Raw genomic sequence first — 23091 nt, 5'->3', positions numbered from 1 at the left:
TAGCTGGAAGGTGTGAGATTTCAGTTAGTTTGCCGTTTTTTAGTTATTGATAATACATTGAAAGTAGGTAAGATGTGTGATAGAGTTTCGAAATGTTTCCAAAATGTATCCGAATGGCACAAAGGGATTGAATAATATAAATTTAAAGATTCAAAAAGGTGAGTTTATTGTAATGGTCGGATTATCCGGAGCCGGAAAATCTACACTTCTCAGATCCGTAAATCGTCTTCATGAGATTACCGAAGGAGAAATTATTATTGAAGGTGAGTCTATTACTTCTGCGAAAGGAAAAGGATTAAGGCGTATGCGCCGGGATATCGGTATGATCTTCCAAAGTTTTAACCTTGTAAAGCGATCAACAGTATTAAAAAATGTATTAGCTGGTCGTGTTGGATATCATTCCACACTACGTACAACGTTAGGTTTGTTTCCGAAAGAAGATGTGGAGCTCGCATTTCAAGCATTAAAAAGAGTGAATATTTTAGAAAAAGCATATGCACGTGCTGATGAATTATCAGGAGGACAACAGCAACGTGTATCGATAGCTAGAGCATTGGCGCAAGAAGCAAAAATCATATTGGCAGATGAGCCTGTTGCATCGTTAGATCCACTTACGACAAAGCAAGTGCTAGATGATTTGAAAAAAATTAATGAAGATTTTGGAATCACGACAATTGTAAATTTACATTCTATTGATTTGGCTAGACAATATGCGACACGCATTATCGGATTACATGCAGGAGAAATTGTTTTTGACGGTTTAGTAGAAGAAGCAACGGATGAAAAATTTGCTGAAATTTATGGGGACGTTGCTCAGAAAAGCGAATTATTAGAGGTGGCAGTAAAATGAATGACATGACGATATATTCAAATGAAATACCGAAGCCGCCGAGTAAATTGAAACATATGTTAACGTTTATTTTAGTTATTTTAATGCTGTGGAGTAGTAGTGTACAAGTAGATGCATCATTTTCAAAACTGGTAGACGGTTTTCCAAATATGGTAGATCTATTGAAAGAAATGGTGCCACCTGATTGGAGTTATTTTCAAGTTATTACAACAGCGATGTTAGATACAATACGTATGGCGATTATTGGGACGACCTTAGGAGCGATTTTAGCTATTCCACTTGCATTGTTTGCAGCAAGTAATGTGTTTACTAACACATTTTTATATAGTCCAGCTCGAATGATTTTAAATTTTATACGAACGATACCAGATTTATTATTGGCGGCTATTTTCGTAGCGATTTTTGGAATTGGGCCACTTCCAGGTATTTTGGCTCTTACTTTTTTTTCAATTGGACTTGTAGCGAAATTGTTGTATGAATCAATTGAATCAATTGACCCTGGCCCACTAGAAGCGATGACAGCTGTAGGGGCTACTAAGGTGCAATGGATTGTTTATGGAGTCATTCCACAAGTAAAAGCACACTTTGTTTCCTATGTACTATATACATTTGAGGTGAATGTACGTGCAGCGGCTGTCCTAGGTTTAGTAGGAGCAGGTGGTATTGGACTATATTATGATCGTACACTTGGATTTTTACAATATCAACAAACTGCTTCTATAATTATTTATACCCTTATTGTTGTTTTGTTAATTGACTACATTAGTACATTGTTGCGGGAGAAACTATAATGAATAGAACGACGATGATTGTGCCAAAACCAAAGAAACTGAGTTTATATCGCTGGGTTATTTTTATAGCAATTACATTTGTTTATGTTTGGGCCTTTTCAGGAGTACCATTAGAAGGGATAAAGGACACAGCAGGTGAAATCACGAAAGCAATTATGACAGGGGTATTGAATCCAGACTGGTCGTATGTATCTTTGCCAGATGGTGAAGATTTATTGCATGGATTAATTGATACGTTGGCAATTGCGATATTAGGTACATTTATTTCTGCATTTTTATCTGTTCCGTTTGCCTTTTGGGCGGCAACGAATATGAGTAGTGGAAAATTAACTTCAGGATCTGGAAAATTTGTACTTAGTTTTGTTCGTACGTTTCCTGAATTAGTTATGGCTCTTTTATTTATAAAAGCTGTTGGTCCAGGCTCTTTTGCAGGAGTATTAGCCTTAGGATTACATTCTATTGGAATGTTAGGAAAACTATATTCAGAAGGAATTGAAAACATAGATAAAGGACCGACGGAAGCGTTACTAGCAACAGGAGCAAACCGTTTTCAAATACTTTGGTATGCAGTGTTACCACAAGTGTTACCAGACTTTCTATCGTATACGTTATACAGATTTGAAATTAATGTACGATCCGCTGCGATTTTAGGGGTTATCGGAGCAGGAGGGATTGGTACACCTTTAATTTTTGCGCTGAGTTCACGGAATTGGTCTCGTGTTGGGATTATTTTATTAGGTATTATTTTAATGGTAATTATAATTGATTTGATTTCAAGTTCGATTCGCAAACGGATTGTTTAACTTATTTGAAAAGCATCGAAGTTAGATGCTTTTTATATTTTTAAAAACGTATTTAAAAACGTAAGTATAGAAGAAATTTGTATAAATATACAGATAATTCTCTTTCTTTTTAAAATAAAAATAATGAAAAAGTATGTCATATTGAATGCCCATACATTCCCGGAAACATTGATTTTTTTATAAAAAATCAAAAAAATATCAACATATTTGTCGATACATGTTGTATAATCTTGCGTGGGAAGCTATCATATAAATGTATAAAACGTTTACTAATATAAGCGAAGGGAAGAATAGCATGTCACATTCAATCGAACAACTTTCTATCAACACGATTCGCACATTATCCATCGATGCGATTGAAAAAGCAAACTCTGGTCACCCAGGAATGCCAATGGGTGCAGCACCAATGGCTTATACATTATGGACTCAATTTATGAAACACAATCCAAATAACCCAACGTGGTTTAACCGTGATCGTTTCGTATTATCTGCAGGTCATGGTTCAATGTTATTATACAGCCTACTTCATCTATCTGGTTATGATGTAACAATGGATGACTTAAAGAACTTCCGTCAATGGGGAAGCAAAACTCCAGGACATCCTGAGTACGGTCATACAGCTGGTGTAGATGCAACGACTGGTCCACTTGGACAAGGTATTGCAACTGCTGTAGGTATGGCAATGGCTGAAAGACATTTAGCTGCTAAATATAACCGTGATGCGTATAATGTAGTAGATCATTATACATACGCTATTTGTGGTGATGGAGATTTAATGGAGGGCGTTTCTGCTGAAGCATCTTCATTAGCTGCTCATTTACAATTAGGTCGTCTTGTTGTGCTTTATGATTCAAACGATATTTCATTAGATGGCGATTTAAATCGTTCATTCTCTGAAAGTGTAGAAGATCGTTACAAAGCATACGGATGGCAAGTGATCCGTGTTGAGGATGGAAACGATATTGAAGCAATCGCGAAAGCAATTGAAGAAGCGAAAGCTGACGAAAAACGTCCAACGCTAATTGAAGTAAGAACGACAATTGGTTTCGGTTCTCCAAACAAATCAGGAAAATCAGCTTCACATGGTTCTCCACTTGGTGTAGAAGAAACAAAATTAACGAAAGAAGCATATGCTTGGACTGCTGAACAAGACTTCCACGTAGCAGAAGAGGTATACGACAACTTCCGTAAAACAGTACAAGATGTTGGTGAAACTACGCAAGCAGAGTGGAACACTATGCTAGGTGAATATGCGCAAGCATACCCAGAATTAGCAAACGAATTCCAAGCAGCAATGAACGGTCAACTTCCAGAAGGTTGGGAGCAAAACTTACCAACTTATGAATTAGGATCAAAAGCAGCAACTCGTAATTCTTCTGGTGCTGTAATTAATGCAATTGCAGAGTCTGTACCATCATTCTTCGGTGGATCTGCTGACCTTGCTGGTTCTAACAAAACATACATGAATAACGAAAAAGACTTTACAAGAGACGATTACAGCGGTAAAAACATTTGGTACGGTGTACGTGAGTTCGCAATGGGTGCAGCAATGAACGGTATTGCATTACATGGCGGTTTAAAAACTTACGGTGGTACGTTCTTCGTATTCTCTGATTACTTACGTCCAGCAATTCGCCTTGCAGCATTAATGCAATTGCCAGTAACGTATGTATTCACACATGACAGTATCGCTGTTGGTGAAGATGGTCCAACACATGAACCAGTCGAACAATTAGCAGCGCTTCGTGCAATGCCGAACGTTTCTGTTATCCGTCCAGCTGATGGTAACGAATCTGTTGCAGCTTGGAGACTGGCTTTAGAATCTACAAACAAACCAACTGCTTTAGTATTAACTCGTCAAGACCTTCCAACATTAGAAGGTGCAAAAGATGATACGTATGAAAAAGTAGCAAAAGGTGCATATGTAGTTTCTGCAAGCAAGAAAGAAACGGCTGATGTTATCTTACTTGCAACTGGGTCTGAAGTAAGCCTAGCTGTTGAAGCTCAAAAAGCATTAGCAGCGGACGGCGTTGACGCAGCTGTTGTCAGCATGCCATCTATGGATCGTTTTGAAGCTCAACCTGCAGAGTACAAAGAATCTGTATTACCAAAAGCAGTAACAAAACGTTTCGCAATCGAAATGGGTGCTACATTCGGATGGCACCGTTACGTAGGTCTTGAAGGAGATGTGTTAGGTATCGATACATTCGGTGCTTCTGCTCCTGGTGAGAAGATTATGGAAGAGTATGGATTTACTGTAGAGAACGTTGTTCGTAAAGTAAAAGAAATGCTTTAATGATTTCAGAAAAATCTCTCCGGCATGGAGAGATTTTTCTATGTAAATGAGTTTTTTCGACAGAAAAAGTTTTTTATCTCTCCGCAGTCAGACAATCATTGCAAATTTTCTTATATATAATGAAGGGAAAAGGTTGTCCAGATTGGGAGGGGAAAAATGAAAACGTATGAATTGTATTTAATTCAAGAGGATATTGCGAAATCTTATTTTGGTCGTGAATATTTGTTTTTTGATTTATTTGCTCGATTTTCAGAATCTGGGTCCCTTTCGGAGAAAAAAGTGTTATATAAACAAATGATGTATATAACGAAACCATTGCAAGTAATGAAAATTCATCATAAATTAGAACAAGCTTTGCGCGTTCTTGGTAAATATGATAGAACACATCATACACATACACTTTATACGGGAGCGGAGTACGGTGAAATAATGGTGAAACCACACTATATTCGTATGAATACCTCTGGAAATGTCTCTATGGAAACGACTTTCTTTGAGGTGTTAAGAAAGTGTGAATTAACATTTTTAGCTATGGATTATGAAAATACAAAGTACGGATGGCTGAATCCTCTAAAACAAGTACGAACATATGTGTAAAAAATGTCGAATTGTATCTTGTCTTATTGAAAAGGTTTTAGTACACTGTAAGGTAGACAACATGAAGGAGGAAAATATATGCCAATTTGGTTAGGTATTCTAGTGGGCGTAGTAGCACTAGTAGCAGGCGTGGCGTTAGGATTTTTCATTGCCCGCAAATACATGATGAATTACTTACAAAAAAATCCACCAATTAACGAACAAATGTTAAAAATGATGATGATGCAAATGGGACAAAAACCTTCCCAAAAGAAAATCAATCAAATGATGAGCGCGATGAACAAGCAACAAATGAAATAAGCGCTAAAAGACACTCACTAAGAGTGTCTTTCTTTTTGTTAGTTACAGTTTTTAAAACTTTTAAAAATTCTGTATTTTTGGTAAACTGAAAACATCGCTCATTTTAAGGGAGGAGGAAAAAAATGAAAGTGTTTATGAATTTAGCGTGGTTTTTTAAACAAGAAAAACGAGCGTACATAACCGGAATTATTTTATTATTTGGCGTTGCACTTTTAGAGCTCGTAGCACCAAAAGTAATTGGAATCGTTGTAGATGAAATTAATGATGAAACATTGACGACCGATAAGTTACTAAAATGGGTTGTACTATTAGTAATTGTAGGTATTACGATGTACATATTGCGTTACATATGGCGTATTATGATTTTCGGGTCTTCGTTAAAATTAGCTCGCCAATTACGAAAAAATTTATATGAACATTTTACAAAGATGAGTCCATCTTTCTATCAGTCAAATCGAACAGGTGATTTAATGGCACATGCGACTAATGATATTCAAGCAATCCAGCAAACTGCTGGAGCGGGTGTTTTAACGCTTGTTGATTCATTAGCTGTTGGGGGATGTGTACTCGTAGCGATGGGTTTTACAATTAGTTGGAAGTTAACATTGTTAAGTTTAATTCCGATGCCGATTGTAGCCATTTCGACAAATTATTATGGAACGTTATTACATAAAAGGTTTCATAAAGCACAGCAATCGTTTTCGGAAATTAATGATAAAGTGCAAGAGAGTATGAGTGGAATGAAAGTGATTCGATCGCTTGGACAAGAGAAAGAAGATTTGCAGGCGTTTCGAAAAAAATCAGAAGATGTTGTGCATAAAAATGTGTTAGTTGCACGTATTGATTCGTTATTTGATCCGACAATCGCTCTTATCGTTGGATTTTCTTTTTTAATTGCAGTATGTTACGGATCGGTATTAGTTGTAAGAGGTGAATTAACAGTAGGTGATCTCGTTACATTTACGACATATTTAGGTACCCTCGTTTGGCCAATGTTAGCGTTTGGATGGTTGTTCAATATTATGGAGCGTGGGCGTGCTTCATATGACCGTGTAGAAAAAATTCTTTCACAAAAATCAGATGTAGTAAATAGAGAAAATGCTGTACATACGATAGCGAGCGGTAATGTTTCATTTGCCATTGATTCATTTTCGTATAAGAAAAATGAACTGTTACATTTAAACGATATTCACTTTGATTTGAAGAAGGGCGAAACGCTAGGAGTTGTAGGACGTACAGGTGCAGGGAAAACGACTTTATTAAAATGTTTAATCCGTGAGTATGATCATTTTAATGGTGAATTAAAAGTTGGGGAGCGAGATATTCGAGATTTAACACTTCATGGTGTCCGTTCTGCCATTTCATATGTGCCGCAAGATCATTTTTTATTTTCAGCAAGTATTGGTGAGAATATTGCCTTTGGAAAGGCGGATGCTACATATAATGAAATTACCCAAGCTGCAGAGATTGCTTGTATTCATAATGATATCCTCCAATTTTCAGAAGGATATGAAACAGTAGTAGGGGAAAGAGGCGTTTCGTTATCTGGTGGTCAAAAACAGCGAATCTCTATTGCTCGTGCTTTATTAACAAATGCTGAAATTTTAATTTTGGATGATTGTTTATCAGCGGTAGATGCAAAAACAGAAGAGACAATTTTAAGTGCCTTAAAGAGGGAAAGAGCAGGGAAAACGACGATTATTACTGCACACCGATTAAGTGCAATTCAGCATGCTAATCTTATTCTTGTTGTTGATGAAGGTAGAATTGTACAAAGAGGTACACATGAGGAATTAATGAAGGAAAACGGCTGGTATAAGGAAATGTATGAAAGCCAGCAATTAGAAGCTTTAGTCGAGAAAGGAGGCGTATGATGGTAGAGAAGAAGCGAAGTGATTTAAGTAGATTGCTTTCTTATATGAAGCCATATAAAGGGTTGCTATCTTTAGCATTTATCTTTTTAGTTGGTGCGACAGTAACGGAAATGATGGGGCCTTTTTTAATTAAACAATTCCTTGATGAACACCTAGTACCGCGGGATTTTGAACGATCAGCACTCGTTACTTTATTTGTAATTTACATAGTTGCTCATTTATTAAAGGTATTATTTACGTATTTAAATCTATTGTACTTTCAGAACATTGCTTTTAAGATTGTTCAAGATATGCGAGTTGAAGTATATGAACATGTTCAAAAGCTGTCATTAAGTTTCTTTGATCGTACGCCAATTGGTACGCTCGTATCTCGTATAACGAATGATACGGAAGCGATTAAAGATTTTTATGTCAGTGTATTATCAACATTTGTGAAAAATGTAGTCTTTTTAGTAGGTATTTTAATAGCGATGTTTTTATTAGATGTAAAATTAGCGTTATTTTCTCTCATATTAATTCCGATAATGTTCGCGATTATGGTATTATATCGCCGGAAAAGTGCAGCTTTTTATTTAGAAGTACGTAATCAACTAAGCGTGTTAAATGCAAAATTGAACGAGTCCATACAAGGAATGAATATTGTTCAAGTGTTCAGACAAGAAAAACGTATGAGAAAAGAGTTTGAAGAAGTGAATAATAAACATTATAGTGCAGGGCGACGTACTTTGAAGTTAGACGCATTACTTTTACGACCAGCTACGGATTTAGTACATATTGTAGCTATTGCGTTAGTACTAGGTTTATTTGGGATTGATGCTTTAAAGAGCCCTGTTGAAGTAGGAGTTTTATATGCTTTTGTTAACTATATACATCGTTTCTTCCAACCTGTAAATGAGATGATGATGAAATTGTCCTTTTTCCAACAGGCACTTGTTTCGTCATCACGTGTATTTCATTTAATGGACGAGAAAGATTTAGCACCGGTTCAAAAAGGCAATGAGAATCCTCAAGTTGTCGATGGAGATATTGAATTTAAAAATGTTACTTTTTCATATGATGGAAAGCGTGACGTTTTAAAAAATGTATCATTTCACGTGAAACAAGGGCAAACGGTTGCTTTTGTTGGGCATACTGGTAGCGGAAAAAGTACGATTATGAATTTGTTAATGCGATTTTATAATATTAAGTCGGGAAATATTGTAATAGACTGTGTAGATTTAGAAAAATTTGAAGAACGAGAAATTAGAAAGAAAATAGGACTCGTATTGCAAGATGCATTTTTATTTGCTGGAAATGTAAAGCAAAATATTCGTATGTATAATGAAGAAATTACGGATGAAGAAGTAAAAGAAGCTGCTCGATTTGTGCAAGCGAATACGTTTATTGAAAAGTTACCAGAGCAGTATGAAACAGAAGTAGTAGAAAGAGGTGCAGCATTTTCAAGCGGTCAACGACAATTAATTGCTTTTGCTAGAACGATAGCAACGAATCCGAAAGTATTAGTATTAGATGAAGCAACAGCTAATATCGATACAGAAACAGAAGAGGCTATTCAAACAGCGTTGCAACAAATGCGAAAAGGTAGAACGACGATAGCCATTGCGCATAGGTTATCTACAATTCAAGATGCAGATCAAATTTTTGTGATGCATGATGGAGAGATAGTAGAAAGAGGAACACATCAAGAATTACTAAGTGAGCAAGGTTTGTATTATAATATGTACTTGTTACAAAATAAAGGGAGTTTGCAAAAGGCCTTGTAAATACAAGGTCTTTTTTATTTTGTATACAAAATATATTTACTCTTTGTTTCTATAGCATAAATGTCGTGTCCTCTTATGAAATTTGTACATATTGTATGTATACGAAGTAAAAAAATTAATAGGAGATTTTATATGCAAAACAGATCGAGTTCAAATGTTACGTTAATTGATGTGTCTCATTGGGAAGGGAATATTGATTGGAATGCAGTGAAGGCATCTGGAATTCCAGCAGCGTATGCAAAAGCGACAGAAGGTGTAAATTACATTGATCCTACTTTTACTAAAAATGTACAAGCAGCCCGAAGTGCGAATGTATTAATTGGTGCATACCATTTTGCACGTCCAGAACAAAATGATGCAATTTCAGAGGCGAAATATTTTGTGAGTATATTACAAAGTAACCAGACAGACTTAATGCCAGTTCTGGATTTAGAATCACCAAAAGATCCGAGTAATAGTAATTTAACTGGTAGCGCTATATCGAATTGGGCAAGAAGCTTCATAAATTATGTGAAACAGGCTACTGGAAAAGATGTAATGTTATATACAGGAGTTTGGTATATTAATGAGTTCGGAATTAGCGGATTAAGTGATATTCCACTTTGGATTGCTAAATACTCGAGTACACCGCCTGCTGATGCTGGTGGATGGACAGCGTGGACAGCATGGCAGTACACAGATTCTGGACAAATTTCAGGTGTAGGAAATTGTGATGTATCAGCTGCAGTTTCACTAGAAGCTTTACAAGGGAATGGAGCAAGTGGTGGAGGGAATGTTTCCCCGCCTAATAATGCAACTCCAGTGTACGGGGTTGCTATAATTAATGGAGATAATGTGAATTTGAGAAGTGGACCATCTTTGCAGTCTAGTGTAATTCGCCAATTGAATCGTGGCGAAACATATGAAGTTTGGGGAGAACAAGATGGATGGCTTTGTTTAGGGACAAATCAGTGGGTATATAATGATCCGAGTTATATTCAGTATAAACATTATGTGGCGACTATTACTGGTGATAATGTAAATTTACGTGACGCTCCATCATTAAAAGGAAATGTTATAAGACAGTTACATCATGGTGAATCGTATCGAGTATGGAGTAAGCAAGATGGATGGCTTTGCTTAGGGACAAATCAATGGATATACTACGATCCAAGTTATATTCAGTATGGTGTACAATAGAGTGAAAATAAAAGGTGCCCCGTCAGAGGTGCCTTTTATCCCGCATTAACTGGCGGTAAGACTCCCACCTCAAAATTCAGCGGAAGCAAAGAAGTTAGGGGGGATCAATTGCCAGTAAACGCCCGATTGGTTCAACTAATAATCAGTGGGGAAGGAACAAAACCCCACTGATTAAAGTTTCACTTTATTAAAAATATACAACTTTTACAAAGTCTATATCGAAACCATAGTATACTATAGTAGATATATTTTAAAAAAATAATAGAAAATGAAATAAAGGGGTAAAAATATGAATTATGTGCTAATAGGTGCGGTTTTAATATTATTAGCTGTAGTATTTGTGCTGTTTTATAAAAATAAACAGTTAGAATCAGAGAGTCAGCAAGTAGAATTTGAAAAGAAACAAGCGATTGAAACGTATAAAAATGAAATTGCAGCTACGGTGATAGAGCATACAGAACAACAAAATAATTTGAAAAATATGGAACAGAAAAAATACAATGATTTACAAGTAAGTGCAAATAGAGAAATTGAAAATATGCGTATGATGAAAAATCAATTAGCTGTGCAGCATAGTAAAGAACGTAGTGAAATACAAAATAAACATAATAATGAAATACATATGTTTCAAAAATTAATTGCAAATTTACGAGAATATACTAAAAACGGCGCTGAAATGAATACGTACGAAACATTACATTATATGAAGCGAGGATTCATAGAGCAAGGCATCATATTAGATGCTGAAATTCAAATCATGCCGAATGTTTTTATTAAAAATAATAGTGAAATAAACGATAATCGGATCCATCATCTCATCTTGTGCAAAACTGGTATTTATCTACTTGAGACGAAAGAATGGGAAGAGAAATTAGTTCATGGTTTAACGAAAGAAAATGCTGGTATATATTCATTTATGATTGATGAAATGGGTAAGTATCAACAAGAAGTTGAAAAAGAAGAGACATTTGAATATATAGTAGGTAAAGATTCGTCAACTATACAAGTGAAAAATGAAGGGAATCCAGTATATAAGGCGAAGAAACTATCTCAAATTTTATACAATTGTTTGAAAGAAATGCAGACTAATAGTATAAAAGCAAAGGTAAAACCAGTTGTATATTTTTATAATGAAAATGGAAAAGAAATAATAGATCTTTCTAGTGAGGAAACACCTAGATTAAAAGATCGGGAGCAAATTGTAACGTTCTTCAGAAATGAAATCTTAGCAGGGAAAATAGTATATACAGTGCAAGAATTAGAACAGATTCGAGAAATGATTAGCAGGATGAATTATATAGTGAGTTAAAAGGGGGGATCTTTCTGAGCGCTATGCTATGTGGCATTTTGTATGTCTATTTTTGTTTGTATATAGTAATGTACATTCTATTTATATTCGTCATCGATATGATCCATATGCCCTTAAGTGTAAGGAGCATTTTTGTAGTATTCATACCATTTGTTTTATTAGTCATGGTTCAAAGGGTTATTTTATATGCTTCTAAAAATCGTAATGAAGAAAAGAAGCAAATGTCTGGGGTTTTAATAGTAGCACTCATACCATTAATAGTATGCACTGTACAACTAAGTGTAAATGAATATACGTCAAAGTTTAATCAAAATAGATGGTTAAATCATGCAGAGAAACGGATACATATGGTAGATGATCTATTACAAAAATATAAATTAATAGGGAAATCAAATGAAGAAATTACACAATTGTTAGGCGCTTCAACGGACACGAGAAGTGGGGAAGAAGGAGTTATCACTTTGTATTATCTTGGGACTGAACGTGGCTTTATTCCAATAGATAGCGAACAGCTTGTTTTCCAATTTGATAGAGATGGAAAAGTCATGGAATATACGGTGCATAAAGATTAAAGAAATGTAGAGGGAAGCTATATGTTATAGCTTCTTTTTTATTTTTCAATATGTCACGGAAGGGGGAGAAGGTTTTTGAGTGGAATAAGGAATGAAAGCGGAGGTGATGCATATATATAGATGCATTGGGTGATTATTAGTCCGATTGGTGAGGGGTAATAATTAATAAGTACGGAAAAAACCCCCACTGATTAAAGTTTCATTTTATCATATTGTATAAATGAAAAGGAGGTAAGACGGTGAAAGCAATCCCGACTGATGTCCTGAGTAAAGAATTGATGGAAAGAGAAGGAGTTATCTCTATTACAGTAAAGGAATTTGAAAAGATAGAAGTAGCTGGAGTGGTGGTCGCTGGTCCAGCAGTTATTTTGATTAATCAAGATTAAGTACATATCATTGAAATAAAAAGCATCCGTCTAGGATGCTTTTTATTTGTATGTAAGGATAAATATGATGGATAATTGTGTTACTGGAGGGAAAGTCTGTGGCAATTATTATAACAATGTTAGTAATGGGTATTTTATTAGGATTTGTTGGAGCTGGAGGAGCTGGATTTATTATCGCGATACTCACTTTGGTATTTCAAATTCCTATTCATGTTGCTCTTGCAACATCTTTAACTGCAATGGCATTTACGACATTATCAGGTGTTGTAAGTCATTACCGTGAAGGCAATGTTGCACTTATTATAGGTGGGATTGTTGGGGGATTTGGCGCAATTGGCTCTTATATTGGTTCTAAATTTGGTTCACTTATACCAGCACATCTTCTTCATTGGTTTACAGCTGGGATGTTATTTTTATCGGCAATTTTTATGTTTATTAAATTAATTATGTTCCAAAAAAAAGAACAGTCGTCTTTATATAAACATAAAGAGTTTTCCGTGAAATACTTGTTGAAATGTGTATGCCTTGGATTAGTTACTGGAATGATGGCTGGTTCATTTGGGATTGGTTCTGCACCGTTTATTCAACTTGGATTAATGGTTCTATTGGGACTTACGATTCAGCAATCTGTAGGGACAACAATGCTTGTTATATTACCGATTGCAATTGGAGGCGGGCTAGGATATAGTTCGGAAGGATATTTAGATTATATATTGTTATTGCAAGTATTGATTGGGACCATGTTAGGGGCATACATTGGTGCGAAGTTTACAAATTATGCACCGCGAACGCTTTTGAGGTTTTCGATGATTATGACACCGGTTTTAGCTGGATGTATGCTATTGATGGAATAAAGTGAAATTATAATCAGCAGGGGGTTACTGCCTACAAATAGCGGGATAAAATTAATATAGCAAACTATTAATATATTTTACGAATGAATTATATAGGTAATTCATATTTCCCATATAAAAGGATTTGTTTTAATATTATGAGTGTAAAGTTCGAGTATTCGAAGTACTACTTGAATTATATCCCTATCCCTTTTCTAAAAATGCGAACAAGTTTTGCCCTATTCTATTCAATAGTTAATTGCATAGAAATATATTGTTCGATGACCATTATGGAACGTACATAATGGGAAAATCCCGATCCTTAAAGAGGATGCCCCTAATCTTCATGTGAAAATATGATCGGATATGAAAGCTGACCAATTTATGGTCAGCTTTCTTTTTGTTCGAAAATTATTTCTTCTTTAATTTCTGTTTGCAATAATACAGTTTTTCCGAAGCGACGTTTGCATTCCGCGCGCACTTTTTCAAGGGCTAGTAGCTGAGTAGTGGCGGGAACTGTGACAATAGCTTGGCGAGGTTTTCGATTTTCTTCACAAAAGACACATTCCACAACATAATTAGAAATCATATTTTCATCCTTCCAGTTTTAATTTCTAAGAAGGGATTGTCTATGAAGTTGATGTAACTTTTCGTCGTTGTTTTATTATTTTCCTCTTTTTTTCAAGGGGAAAATAATAAAGAAGGCGAATTTTAGTAGGGGAGGGATGTTTATGGAGAGATGGATAGGTAGTGCAGCGGTATGTGTAAATGAAAAAAATGAAGTTTTAATGGTATTGCAGGGCAAAGAGGGAGAAGAAAAAAGGTGGTCTGTCCCAAGTGGAGGACTTGAAAAGGGAGAGACACTAGAAGAATGTTGTATCAGGGAAGTTTGGGAAGAAACGGGTTACAATGTGGAAGTTGTAAATAAAATATATGAAAAAGAGGGTATTACATACGGAATTCCAGTGTATGTCCATTATTATTTTGTTAAACAAATAGGCGGTAATATGAAAATCCAAGATCCTGATGAGTTAATACATGAAATTGCTTGGAAAGGGATACATGAAGTTGAACAATTGTGTTTAGCTTTTCCAGAGGATTATGAATTGCTGTGCCAATATATAAATAAAGAAGCAAGTATGTAAATACTTGCTTCTTTAATGTATCCAAGACAAGAAAAGCGGAACGATAACCAAACTAGCGCCTGCTGTTAAAAGCATGGATAAACTTGCAATTGTTCCTTCCACAGGACCGATTTCGAATGCTTTTGATGTACCGGTTCCATTTGCGCTCGTTCCTAACATAATACCTTTTGCGATTGCTGTTTTAATACGGCAAATACGTATGAGAGAAGGACCGAGCAATGCTCCTGTTAAGGCAGTTAAAACGACAAATACAGCAGTTAATTGTGACATACCACCAATCATTTCTGAAATAGCCATTGCGATTGGTGTTGTTACGATATGTGGCGCTAAACTATGTTCTAGTGATGAATCAATTTGAAAATAATTTGCTAGTAGTGCTGAAGTAATGACTGATAAAAACGAACCGACAATGACATTAAGTAAGATAGCCATTCCATGTTTCTTTAATAAATCAAAGTATTTATAGATTGGCCATGCAAAAGCAACTGTTGCGGGTTTTAATAATTCAGTTAACCAGTGACCACCAGATTCATATGTTTCATAAGGTGTATCTAATCCGAGCAATAAAGCAATTAAAATAATGGGACAGACGAGAAGAGGAGAAAGTAGACTCCAATTCCAGCGTTGATACATTTTTTTTGATATCCAATATGTGAATAGTGTTAATAGTAAACAAAGAAATCCGATCATTGCGTTGATCCTTTCCGCTTTAGTAGCAATTCTGTTAAAAGTCCTGTAACTAAGGTAACGCAAAGAGTGCTAATCATAATAATTAAAATGAGATCGATTCCATATTGTGTTAGTGTATCTCTGTAACGTATGACAGCGACTGCAGAAGGGATGAAAAATAAAATAAGTTCTTTTAATAAAAAATCTGCTCCGTCCTGTATCCATTCTTTTTTAACTAGGTTAAATTTTAATGAAATTAATAATAAAAAAATACCGATTATACTTCCTGGAACTGGGAGGTGTGCCTGTTTTGCAATCCATTCACCTGTCCAAGCGAAACAAAATAGTAACAAAATTTGTCCGCTTAACTTCCACCATTTCATACAGTAACCACCTCTTTCTTTTTTTACATAAAAATTGTAAAAAAGAATTAACAATTTCTACTATACGTTCATTCAAAATATTTGTCTAATATATAAATTATATGTTATTAATATATTAGACATATTAATCGAAAGTGAAAAGGGTGTCCAAAAATGGAATTACGGCATTTGCAATATTTTGTTGTTGTGGCAGAAGAGTTACACTTTGGACGGGCGGCTGCTCGTTTACAAATGACACAGCCACCACTTAGTCAACAAATACAGCAATTAGAAAAAGAAATGGGAGTTACATTATTTTCAAGAACGAAAAGAAAGGTTGAACTAACAGAAGCAGGAGAAATGTTTTTAAAAGAAGTAAAAAAAGCGTTTGAACAAATTGAAAAAGCAGTAGAAGTTGCACAAAGTGCGCAAAGGGGAGAAGTGGGATCACTTTCAATTGGTTTTGTAGGTGCAGCGATATACGATATTTTACCATCAATTGTTAGGGAATATAGAAAGAAATTTCCGAGAGTGTCTGTTGCATTACATGAATTGTCAACACCAGATCAAGTTCATGCACTTCATGATAACCGTATTGATATTGGCTTTTTACGTCCGCCAATTCCAACACAATTATTAGAATTAGAGCCAATTCAAAGGTTATCTTGCACCTTATGTTTACCAAAGGCACATCCGCTTGCAGAGAAAGATGAAATACATATAGAAGATTTACGAGATGAGCCGTTTGTATTTATTACGAGACCAGTATGGCCAGCTTTATATGATACAATTTTATCTCTTTGCAGAGAAGTTGGATTTAGTCCGCGTATTGTACAAGAAGCAACAGAGTATCAAACAGTTATGGGGCTTGTAGCAGCAGGAATTGGAATTACAGTAATACCCGTGTCGGCAAATAAGTTATATAAAACAGAAGTTGTATATAAAGAGTTATATGATTCTAATTTTGTTGCAGAAATGTCAGTGGCTTACAAAAAAATGAATAGTAATCCAGAGCTACTAGAGTTTTTAAAAATTGCAAGAGAGAAGAAAAGAATAGAAGTTGAAGATGAGTAATAGTAGTAACAGAAAATGGATTTAATTCAGATTCATAAAAGTACACCTTATTAAACAATAAAGCGGAAATGCAACTTAAGTTGCATTTCCGCTTTATTGTTCTTTTTTTAGCTCGATACTAAATAGATAAACGTGTTCATTTTCTTTTAAGAGTAGATCAATGCCTGTTTCTTCATCAATGATAGGAACGATTACAGTTTCTTTACTGGTTTGGATTACAGCAGCTAAAATCGTTTTTTGATTGTATTTTAAATTTTTTATAGATTGGATTGTAGTAGTTGCAGAGCTATTTACGATTGGTGGCGCTTCTTCAGGAACAAGTGTTGCACCACCATTAATATTAATATACCATTGCCCTTTTTCTGGTACATCTTCATTAAAGTAGGGGTATGGCGATATGAAAGAGAGTTTTATTTTCTTTTCTAGAAAATGTGAGGTAGCAATGTAAGCAATTTCTTTTGTTTTTTTACCATTGTTATAATAATCAATTGTAGCATTTATTTCATCTTTATCATTTTTAAGCGTAATGTTATAAAACATGCTATTTCCTTCTTGAAAAGGAGTCATTTGTAAAATAGAAGCTTGCTCTTTTGTTAATTTGTATGGCTCAACAATGGCAACTTCATTGTTTTTTAGTGGGCTACAACTTGTGAGTAATAATAAAGACAAGATTGATAGTAATTTTATACGCATGCAATCTCCTCCTTTTTACAATTATATTCTAAATGTGATTTTTTTATCATTTCGTTTTCTAGGACTAAAGACTTAGAAGAAATTCCGATTGTAGTGCGATGTTTAAAATGTCATATTTTTATACACTAGTAGTATAGAATGCGTATGTAATAAGGTAGGGGAAGAATTTTATGTCTTTATGTCGGCTAGCGAGAAAAAATATTAGAACATTTGCTACCAAAAGGATGAAGCAATTTATTTGGATTGCTATGAGTACTATGATTTTGTTTTTTATGATATCGTTACAATTTAATGAAGGAGCCATTTGGAAAGTAGGGGATACATTTGTATTTCAAATGTATTTTTACACGCTGTTTATTGTACTAATTTTGATATGTATTTTTACTACATATCAAATGATGTACTCCCTTTTGCATGTGAGGAGAGAGGAGTTTACATCTTATGTAGCAGAAAATATGAAAAGAAAAGAAGTGCTATGTTTATTATTTCAGGAGCAATTATTCATTTATGGAGCAGCATTTGTTTTCGGATTAATTAATGGGATGCTATTTTTAAAATTATTTACGGTTATCTTTATGAAAATCGCAGGGATACAAGGAGTAAATAGTGCGCCAATTACAATATATGCAATAGTAGTAGTGAGTATAATTATGATTGTTATCCTTCTATTATCGATGGTGCAATGTTTTCGATTTGTTCAAAGTTTACAAGATAAAAATTCGTTGCATTTCAAGAAAAAGGCATGAGAAATCATGCCTTTTTCTTGAAATGCCTTTTGAGAGGACTCCCACCTCTAAACGTAAATGAAGGTGGTGAGGTGAATCGAAAGAAATATTTTATTTTCAAGAAAAACAGAAACGTACGTTCTTTTTTGCTATAATATCCTTAACAAGGAGGTGAATAAAATGACAAAGGAAAATCCATCAAACTATAAAACTCTTCAAATTTGGATTAAAAAAGGGCATCGTATGTATTCTTATTTTCAAGAATGTTGTCATAACGCTAAGAATATGTATAACACCACAAACTTTTATATACGCCAGGTGTACACTGGATTAACACAAGAAAAAGAGTTACAGCCTTTGCAAAAAGAAGTTCTGGATAATATTCATAAAAATATTGATAAGATGAATGACACACAACTTCTTGCCTATCGGAAGAAATTGGAAAAAGAGAAATTAAAGCCTAAAGAAGAACAGAAAGAGATTACATGTAATTTGTTTTCAGAACCTAATTTTGAAAAACCTTATGTAGATTACAACTTTCTAGATGCACTATTTAAGGCTATGATTCAAAATGATTATCGAGCTTTGCCTACGCAATGTAGCCAGTCAATCATGAAGGGTTTGTTCCAAAATTGGAAATCTTTTTTTGCTAGTTTAAAAGACTATAAAAAGAATCCAAACAAATATGCTGGAACGCCTAGGATTCCAAAGTATATTCGTTCTTCTGAAAAAGAGATTCTGTATACAAACCAAGATTGTATCATTAAAAACGATAGATTTTTAAAGTTTCCAAAGACGAAATTACAATTAAATATTGGGAAACTAGGTTTCACTGAAGGTAAACTGAAACAAGTTCGTGTGATTCCCAAATACAATGAATATGTAGTGGAATTGGTAATTGATGTTCCTTCTGAACAACAAATGATTGAAGAGAATGCTCGTTATATGAGTATTGATTTAGGGATTGATAACCTTGCAACCATCGTAACAAACACAGGTATGAAACCTGTCCTTGTTAAGGGCAAACATGTCAAAAGCATAAATCAATATTACAACAAAATGAAGAGTCATTTTACAAGCATTCTTAGAAATGGAAAACAAACGAATGAAGGACCTTTTACTTCTAAAAGGATAGAAAAACTTCATCAAAAACGTTACTTGAAAATAAAAGACGTCTTCCATAAAGTTAGTCACCATATCGTAAAACTAGCTCAAGAAGAAGAAGTTTGTAAAATCGTTATTGGTCAAAACAAAAGTTGGAAACAAGAAACGAATATGGGAAAAAGAAATAACCAATCGTTTTGTCATATCCCGCACAATTTACTGATTCAAATGATTACATACAAAGCAAATGCTGTAGGCATTCAAGTTGTTGTAACTGAAGAATCATATACATCGAAAGCAAGTTTTCTGGATAACGACTTCATTCCAACGTATGGAGAAAATGACCAAAATACAACTTTTTCAGGAAAACGAATAGAGCGCGGCATATATCGTTCAGCAAATAAAACTTTAATTAATGCTGATGTAAATGCTGCGGCTAACATTTTACGAAAAGTAATCCCAAATGCATGGACAAATGGGATAGAGGGGTTAGGCGTGAAACAGCTCGCTAATGTGTTAACTCCTCTGACGTTAATCGTCCGTTAGGTCGAAACGTTAGAAACCCCCACTTCAAGCTTTGCTAAGTGGGGGAGTGTTCATTTTACACATAAAAATAATCATGTTACAGTGAAAAGACCTGACAAAGAATGGGAAGGAAAGGTTGTATAGAATGACAAATGAACAATCAATTGTAAAAGTCGATCGGTTAACGAAGCGAATTGGCTCAAAGACACTTGTACAAAATATTAGTTTTGAAGTGAAAAAAGGCGAGGTTGTCGGTTTACTCGGACCAAACGGTGCTGGAAAAACGACTTTAATGAGAATGATGGTTGGTATGATCCGTATGACAGAAGGTGAAGTATGGATTGATGGTCAATCTGTGAAACAGCAATTTGAAAAAACCGCTGCGAAAATTGGGGCGGTAATTGAGACACCCGAATTTTATCCTTTTTTGAGCGGGTATGAAAATTTAACATATTTCGGACGAATGAATGGTAATGTGACCGAAGAACGTATCGATGAAGTAGTGAAATTGTTAGGAATGGGACAAGTAATTAATCGTAAAGTAAAAGCATATTCACTTGGCATGAGACAACGTTTAGGAATCGCTCAGGCGCTTATTCACGATCCGGATGTGTTGGTACTAGATGAACCGACGAATGGATTAGACCCTAGTGGAATACATGAAATGAGAATGTACATAAAAAAAATTGCACATGAACAAGGAAAAGCTGTACTTGTATCGAGTCACTTACTTTCAGAAGTTGAATTAATGTGTGACAGAGTTATCATTATTCAGCACGGGGAATATGTGGCTACGCAAAACATTCAGCATAGTCAAAGTGAAGAGATGGAGACGATCCGTATACGTGTAGATGATGCGAATAAAGCAGCGGAAATGTTAGGGCATGATGTTTTAGTAAAAGATAATGAATTAATTATTAACGTAAAAGATGAAGAAATCCCAAATGTTATTCGTACATTGCTTGAGAAAAACATTCAAGTGTATCGTGTATATGAAGAAAGAAAAACGTTAGAAGAGCAATTTTTAGAATTAACAGGGGGAAAAGATATTGTTTAATTTAGTATATAACGAACTGTATAAAATATTTAAGCGGAAGCGAACGATTATTCCATTTGCGGTTATTGCAGTATTAATAATCGGATTAGGGTGGGTTACGGTAAAGTATTTTGAACCGGAAACAAAAGGATGGAAAGTAGATTATACAGAACGTACTGTAGAAATTGAGAAAAAGCTTGGCATGAAAAAAGAAGCTATTTTAGCAGAAAAATCAGGGGATGAGCTTGTAAAAGAATACCAGCTTAAGATGAAGCATTTAGATACGGATACAGCACCGGCAAGCAGTTCTCCACTTTCTTTCATGAGAGATACAGGTTTTATCGTATTTCCAATTTTGCTCCCATTTATCCTCGTGTATGCAAGTACAATTTTTGCGAATGAATATAGCTGGGGAACATATAAATTTTTAACAATCCGTCCGGCGAGTCGATTTAAAATTTTAACAGCAAAGTTTTTAGCAATCGTTATATTTGCAGCTTTATTGTTTATATTTAATATGATTTTCTCCGCTTTATGTGGACTTGTTATTTATAAATTCCAACAGCCTGCATGGAGTGAGTTTATTTTCCAAGATGGAAATATAATAAAACAAAATATTTTTGTGGAAGCAAGTAAATATTATGTTTTATCGTGGTTACCAACGGTTGTGTATGCATCGTTTGCATTTATGATTTCTGTGTTAACGAGATCTAGTGGAGGTGCAATTGGTATTTCACTATTCCTTGCTTTATCAGGCAATATTGCGTTATTAGCAGCCACTAGATATAACTGGGCGAAATATTTATTGCCAGCAAACACAGATTTATATAGTATTTCAAAGAATGGAAGTTTTATTGATGGAGTAACATTCCCGTTTGCATCATGTATGTTACTACTTTATTTGTTCGTATTTTTATGTATTTCATATACTGTGTTTTTAAAACGTGATTTAACTTAATAAGAAAAGCCGTTCAGGGTGCTGAGATGCACTTTGAACGGCTTTTTTTATGAGAATTGTTTAAGTGCTCTTTCGGCTAGTAAAGCAAAGTATTCGGCACTTATAGGCAGTGCCTCTTCATTAATTGTAAAAGCAGGATGATGCCATTCATGTGTACCGCTCGTTCCCATAAAGACGAATGAACCTGGTATTTCCTGTTGGTAAAATGAAAAATCTTCTCCAGCCATTGACGGACTAGGCGAGATGATATTAAGATTCATCTTTGTGGCAACGTGAGTAGATAAGTCTGTAAGAGCTTTATCGTTGTGAACAGCAGGAGGACCTGAATAAAAACGAAATTCCGTTTTTACACCTAATGCATGAGATACACCTTTAATAATACGCTCCATGAGTGCTGGGATCTTTTCACGTGTTTCAGCTTGGAACGTGCGAATAGTTCCTTCTAACGTAGCTTTTGCAGGAATCACGTTCCACGTATTTCCCGCATGAATATTTGTAACACTAACAACTGCATTATGAGATGAACTTATATTTCGGCTTACAATTGTTTGCAGTGCCATCACAATTTGAGAGGATGCGACAATAGGATCTACGCCAGCATCTGGTACAGCCGCGTGTGTACCAACTCCGTGAATTTCAATTTCAAATCGATCAACTCCGGCCATCAGTGGACCATCTTTAATGCCAATTGTACCTACTGATAAATCAGGTTTATTATGCATGCCGAAAATCGCTTGCACATTACGTAAATGTCCAGCATTAATAACTTTGCAAGCGCCATTACTACTTTCTTCAGCTGGTTGGAATATGAAGCGAACCGTTCCATTTAGGGAAGATTCTCTTTCTTTTAATAAGAAAGCAGTACCTAAAATAGCAGCTGTATGAAAATCGTGTCCACAAGCATGCATTTTCCCTGGTACTTTAGATGCATAGGACAAATGTGTTTCTTCTTGAATAGGAAGGGCATCAATATCAGCACGAACTGCTACAATTGGTCCGTTTTTATTACCAGACACTTCAGCGATAATTCCTGTTTCTAAATTGGAATCAATGATAGTAATGTTTTTTTCTTCTAACCAATTTTTTATTGCTTTTGTTGTTTCGAACTCTTCATATGATAGTTCTGGATACTCATGTAAATGTCGACGGATGGAAATAAGTTTTTCTTTTAGTTGATTTGAAATAGATACCATGTAGTATGCCTTCTTTCTTCAGCAAAATCTTTACTATAAGTATACAACAATAAA

Annotated in this window: 24 protein-coding genes; 19 read left to right on the top strand and 5 right to left on the bottom strand. The window is 35.0% G+C overall.

Translation table 11 applies throughout. The annotated features are described in order from the left end of the window. Positions 1 to 76 precede the first annotated feature (76 nt). From phnC to NZ044_RS18080, 13 genes are all read left to right on the top strand, one after another. Positions 77 to 850: a phosphonate ABC transporter ATP-binding protein gene (gene phnC / locus NZ044_RS18140; protein ID WP_000569232.1), complete on the top strand. Its 774-nt coding sequence runs from the start codon at positions 77 to 79 to the stop codon at positions 848 to 850. Further along, complete coding sequence (gene phnE, locus NZ044_RS18135) at positions 847 to 1641, top strand: phosphonate ABC transporter, permease protein PhnE (RefSeq protein WP_016077368.1); 795 nt, start codon at positions 847 to 849, stop codon at positions 1639 to 1641. Before phnC ends, phnE (NZ044_RS18135) begins: the two co-directional genes overlap by 4 nt. Further along, positions 1641 to 2444, top strand: a complete 804-nt coding sequence (gene phnE, locus NZ044_RS18130; protein WP_098505499.1) for a phosphonate ABC transporter, permease protein PhnE — start codon at positions 1641 to 1643, stop codon at positions 2442 to 2444. The genes phnE (NZ044_RS18135) and phnE (NZ044_RS18130) overlap by 1 nt, the downstream gene beginning before the upstream one ends. A gap of 295 nt (positions 2445 to 2739) precedes the next feature. After that, a complete protein-coding gene (gene tkt, locus NZ044_RS18125) occupies positions 2740 to 4740 on the top strand; it encodes a transketolase (protein ID WP_000019774.1) in 2001 nt (666 codons plus the stop codon). 156 nt (positions 4741 to 4896) lie between these two features. Further along, positions 4897 to 5337 carry a sporulation inhibitor of replication protein SirA gene (gene sirA / locus NZ044_RS18120; protein WP_000860652.1) on the top strand — a complete coding sequence of 147 codons (441 nt, stop codon included), beginning with the start codon at positions 4897 to 4899 and terminating at the stop codon, positions 5335 to 5337. A gap of 78 nt (positions 5338 to 5415) precedes the next feature. Then, a complete protein-coding gene (locus tag NZ044_RS18115; protein ID WP_001123317.1) occupies positions 5416 to 5637 on the top strand; it encodes a YneF family protein in 222 nt (73 codons plus the stop codon). A gap of 122 nt (positions 5638 to 5759) precedes the next feature. Continuing rightward, positions 5760 to 7511, top strand: a complete 1752-nt coding sequence (locus NZ044_RS18110) for an ABC transporter ATP-binding protein (RefSeq protein WP_000862447.1) — start codon at positions 5760 to 5762, stop codon at positions 7509 to 7511. Further along, complete coding sequence (locus tag NZ044_RS18105) at positions 7511 to 9274, top strand: ABC transporter ATP-binding protein (RefSeq protein ID WP_000229515.1); 1764 nt, start codon at positions 7511 to 7513, stop codon at positions 9272 to 9274. The genes NZ044_RS18110 and NZ044_RS18105 overlap by 1 nt, the downstream gene beginning before the upstream one ends. A 132-nt stretch (positions 9275 to 9406) precedes the next feature. Beyond that, the gene (locus NZ044_RS18100; RefSeq protein WP_001181414.1) at positions 9407 to 10453 is read left to right on the top strand and encodes a GH25 family lysozyme; all 1047 of its coding nucleotides are present in this window, start codon (positions 9407 to 9409) and stop codon (positions 10451 to 10453) included. Between the two features lie 289 nt (positions 10454 to 10742). After that, positions 10743 to 11762, top strand: coding sequence for an NERD domain-containing protein (locus NZ044_RS18095; protein ID WP_016077369.1), 1020 nt, complete (start codon positions 10743 to 10745; stop codon positions 11760 to 11762). Between the two features lie 23 nt (positions 11763 to 11785). Further along, entirely contained in the window at positions 11786 to 12334 is a 549-nt protein-coding gene (locus tag NZ044_RS18090) for a hypothetical protein (protein WP_016077370.1), read from the top strand. A 239-nt stretch (positions 12335 to 12573) separates the two neighbouring features. Beyond that, a complete protein-coding gene (locus NZ044_RS18085) occupies positions 12574 to 12720 on the top strand; it encodes a BC1881 family protein (RefSeq protein WP_000644411.1) in 147 nt (48 codons plus the stop codon). A gap of 98 nt (positions 12721 to 12818) precedes the next feature. Beyond that, positions 12819 to 13574: a sulfite exporter TauE/SafE family protein gene (locus NZ044_RS18080; protein WP_000974664.1), complete on the top strand. Its 756-nt coding sequence runs from the start codon at positions 12819 to 12821 to the stop codon at positions 13572 to 13574. Positions 13575 to 13941: 367 nt separating this feature from the next. Here NZ044_RS18080 and NZ044_RS18075 read toward each other — a convergent pair whose 3' ends face one another. Further along, entirely contained in the window at positions 13942 to 14142 is a 201-nt protein-coding gene (locus NZ044_RS18075; protein WP_000625226.1) for a DUF3903 domain-containing protein, read from the bottom strand. Positions 14143 to 14284: 142 nt separating this feature from the next. Here NZ044_RS18075 and NZ044_RS18070 point away from each other — a divergent pair, with 142 nt between their 5' ends. Then, positions 14285 to 14698, top strand: a complete 414-nt coding sequence (locus NZ044_RS18070) for an NUDIX hydrolase (protein WP_000442973.1) — start codon at positions 14285 to 14287, stop codon at positions 14696 to 14698. A 12-nt stretch (positions 14699 to 14710) separates the two neighbouring features. Here the strand turns inward: NZ044_RS18070 and NZ044_RS18065 are convergent, their stop codons facing one another. Together NZ044_RS18065 and NZ044_RS18060 are read right to left on the bottom strand one after the other, a co-directional pair. Next, positions 14711 to 15388, bottom strand: coding sequence for an LrgB family protein (locus NZ044_RS18065; protein WP_000578954.1), 678 nt, complete (start codon positions 15386 to 15388; stop codon positions 14711 to 14713). After that, a complete protein-coding gene (locus NZ044_RS18060) occupies positions 15385 to 15750 on the bottom strand; it encodes a CidA/LrgA family holin-like protein (protein ID WP_000872365.1) in 366 nt (121 codons plus the stop codon). The genes NZ044_RS18065 and NZ044_RS18060 overlap by 4 nt, the downstream gene beginning before the upstream one ends. 153 nt (positions 15751 to 15903) lie before the next feature. On the opposite strand from NZ044_RS18060, the gene alsR reads away from it, so the two are divergent. Then, entirely contained in the window at positions 15904 to 16803 is a 900-nt protein-coding gene (gene alsR, locus NZ044_RS18055) for an acetoin biosynthesis transcriptional regulator AlsR (RefSeq protein WP_000423234.1), read from the top strand. 93 nt (positions 16804 to 16896) lie between these two features. On the opposite strand, the gene NZ044_RS18050 is transcribed toward alsR, so the two are convergent. Beyond that, positions 16897 to 17496, bottom strand: a complete 600-nt coding sequence (locus NZ044_RS18050; protein ID WP_001220622.1) for a hypothetical protein — start codon at positions 17494 to 17496, stop codon at positions 16897 to 16899. 170 nt (positions 17497 to 17666) lie between these two features. Between NZ044_RS18050 and NZ044_RS18045 the strand changes: the two genes are divergently transcribed. The 4 genes from NZ044_RS18045 to NZ044_RS18030 all read left to right on the top strand — a co-directional run bounded on the left by NZ044_RS18045 (position 17667) and on the right by NZ044_RS18030 (position 21844). Further along, positions 17667 to 18242 carry an FtsX-like permease family protein gene (locus NZ044_RS18045; RefSeq protein WP_017763513.1) on the top strand — a complete coding sequence of 192 codons (576 nt, stop codon included), beginning with the start codon at positions 17667 to 17669 and terminating at the stop codon, positions 18240 to 18242. Between the two features lie 159 nt (positions 18243 to 18401). Then, a complete protein-coding gene (locus NZ044_RS18040; protein WP_098505508.1) occupies positions 18402 to 19871 on the top strand; it encodes an RNA-guided endonuclease InsQ/TnpB family protein in 1470 nt (489 codons plus the stop codon). A 124-nt stretch (positions 19872 to 19995) separates the two neighbouring features. Further along, positions 19996 to 20907 (top strand): ABC transporter ATP-binding protein, encoded by a 912-nt coding sequence (locus NZ044_RS18035; protein ID WP_000180626.1) that lies wholly within the window; start codon positions 19996 to 19998, stop codon positions 20905 to 20907. Then, positions 20900 to 21844, top strand: coding sequence for an ABC transporter permease (locus tag NZ044_RS18030; protein WP_000482759.1), 945 nt, complete (start codon positions 20900 to 20902; stop codon positions 21842 to 21844). The genes NZ044_RS18035 and NZ044_RS18030 overlap by 8 nt, the downstream gene beginning before the upstream one ends. A 47-nt stretch (positions 21845 to 21891) precedes the next feature. Here the strand turns inward: NZ044_RS18030 and NZ044_RS18025 are convergent, their stop codons facing one another. Next, a complete protein-coding gene (locus tag NZ044_RS18025) occupies positions 21892 to 23037 on the bottom strand; it encodes a M20 peptidase aminoacylase family protein (RefSeq protein WP_118961763.1) in 1146 nt (381 codons plus the stop codon). Between the last annotated feature and the right edge of the window lie 54 nt (positions 23038 to 23091).

This window comes from Bacillus sp. FSL K6-1338, from assembly GCF_038006965.1.
GTDB classification, from domain to species: Bacteria; Bacillota; Bacilli; order Bacillales; family Bacillaceae_G; genus Bacillus_A; species Bacillus_A thuringiensis_S.
This window is presented reverse-complemented; position numbering and strand designations above follow the sequence as displayed.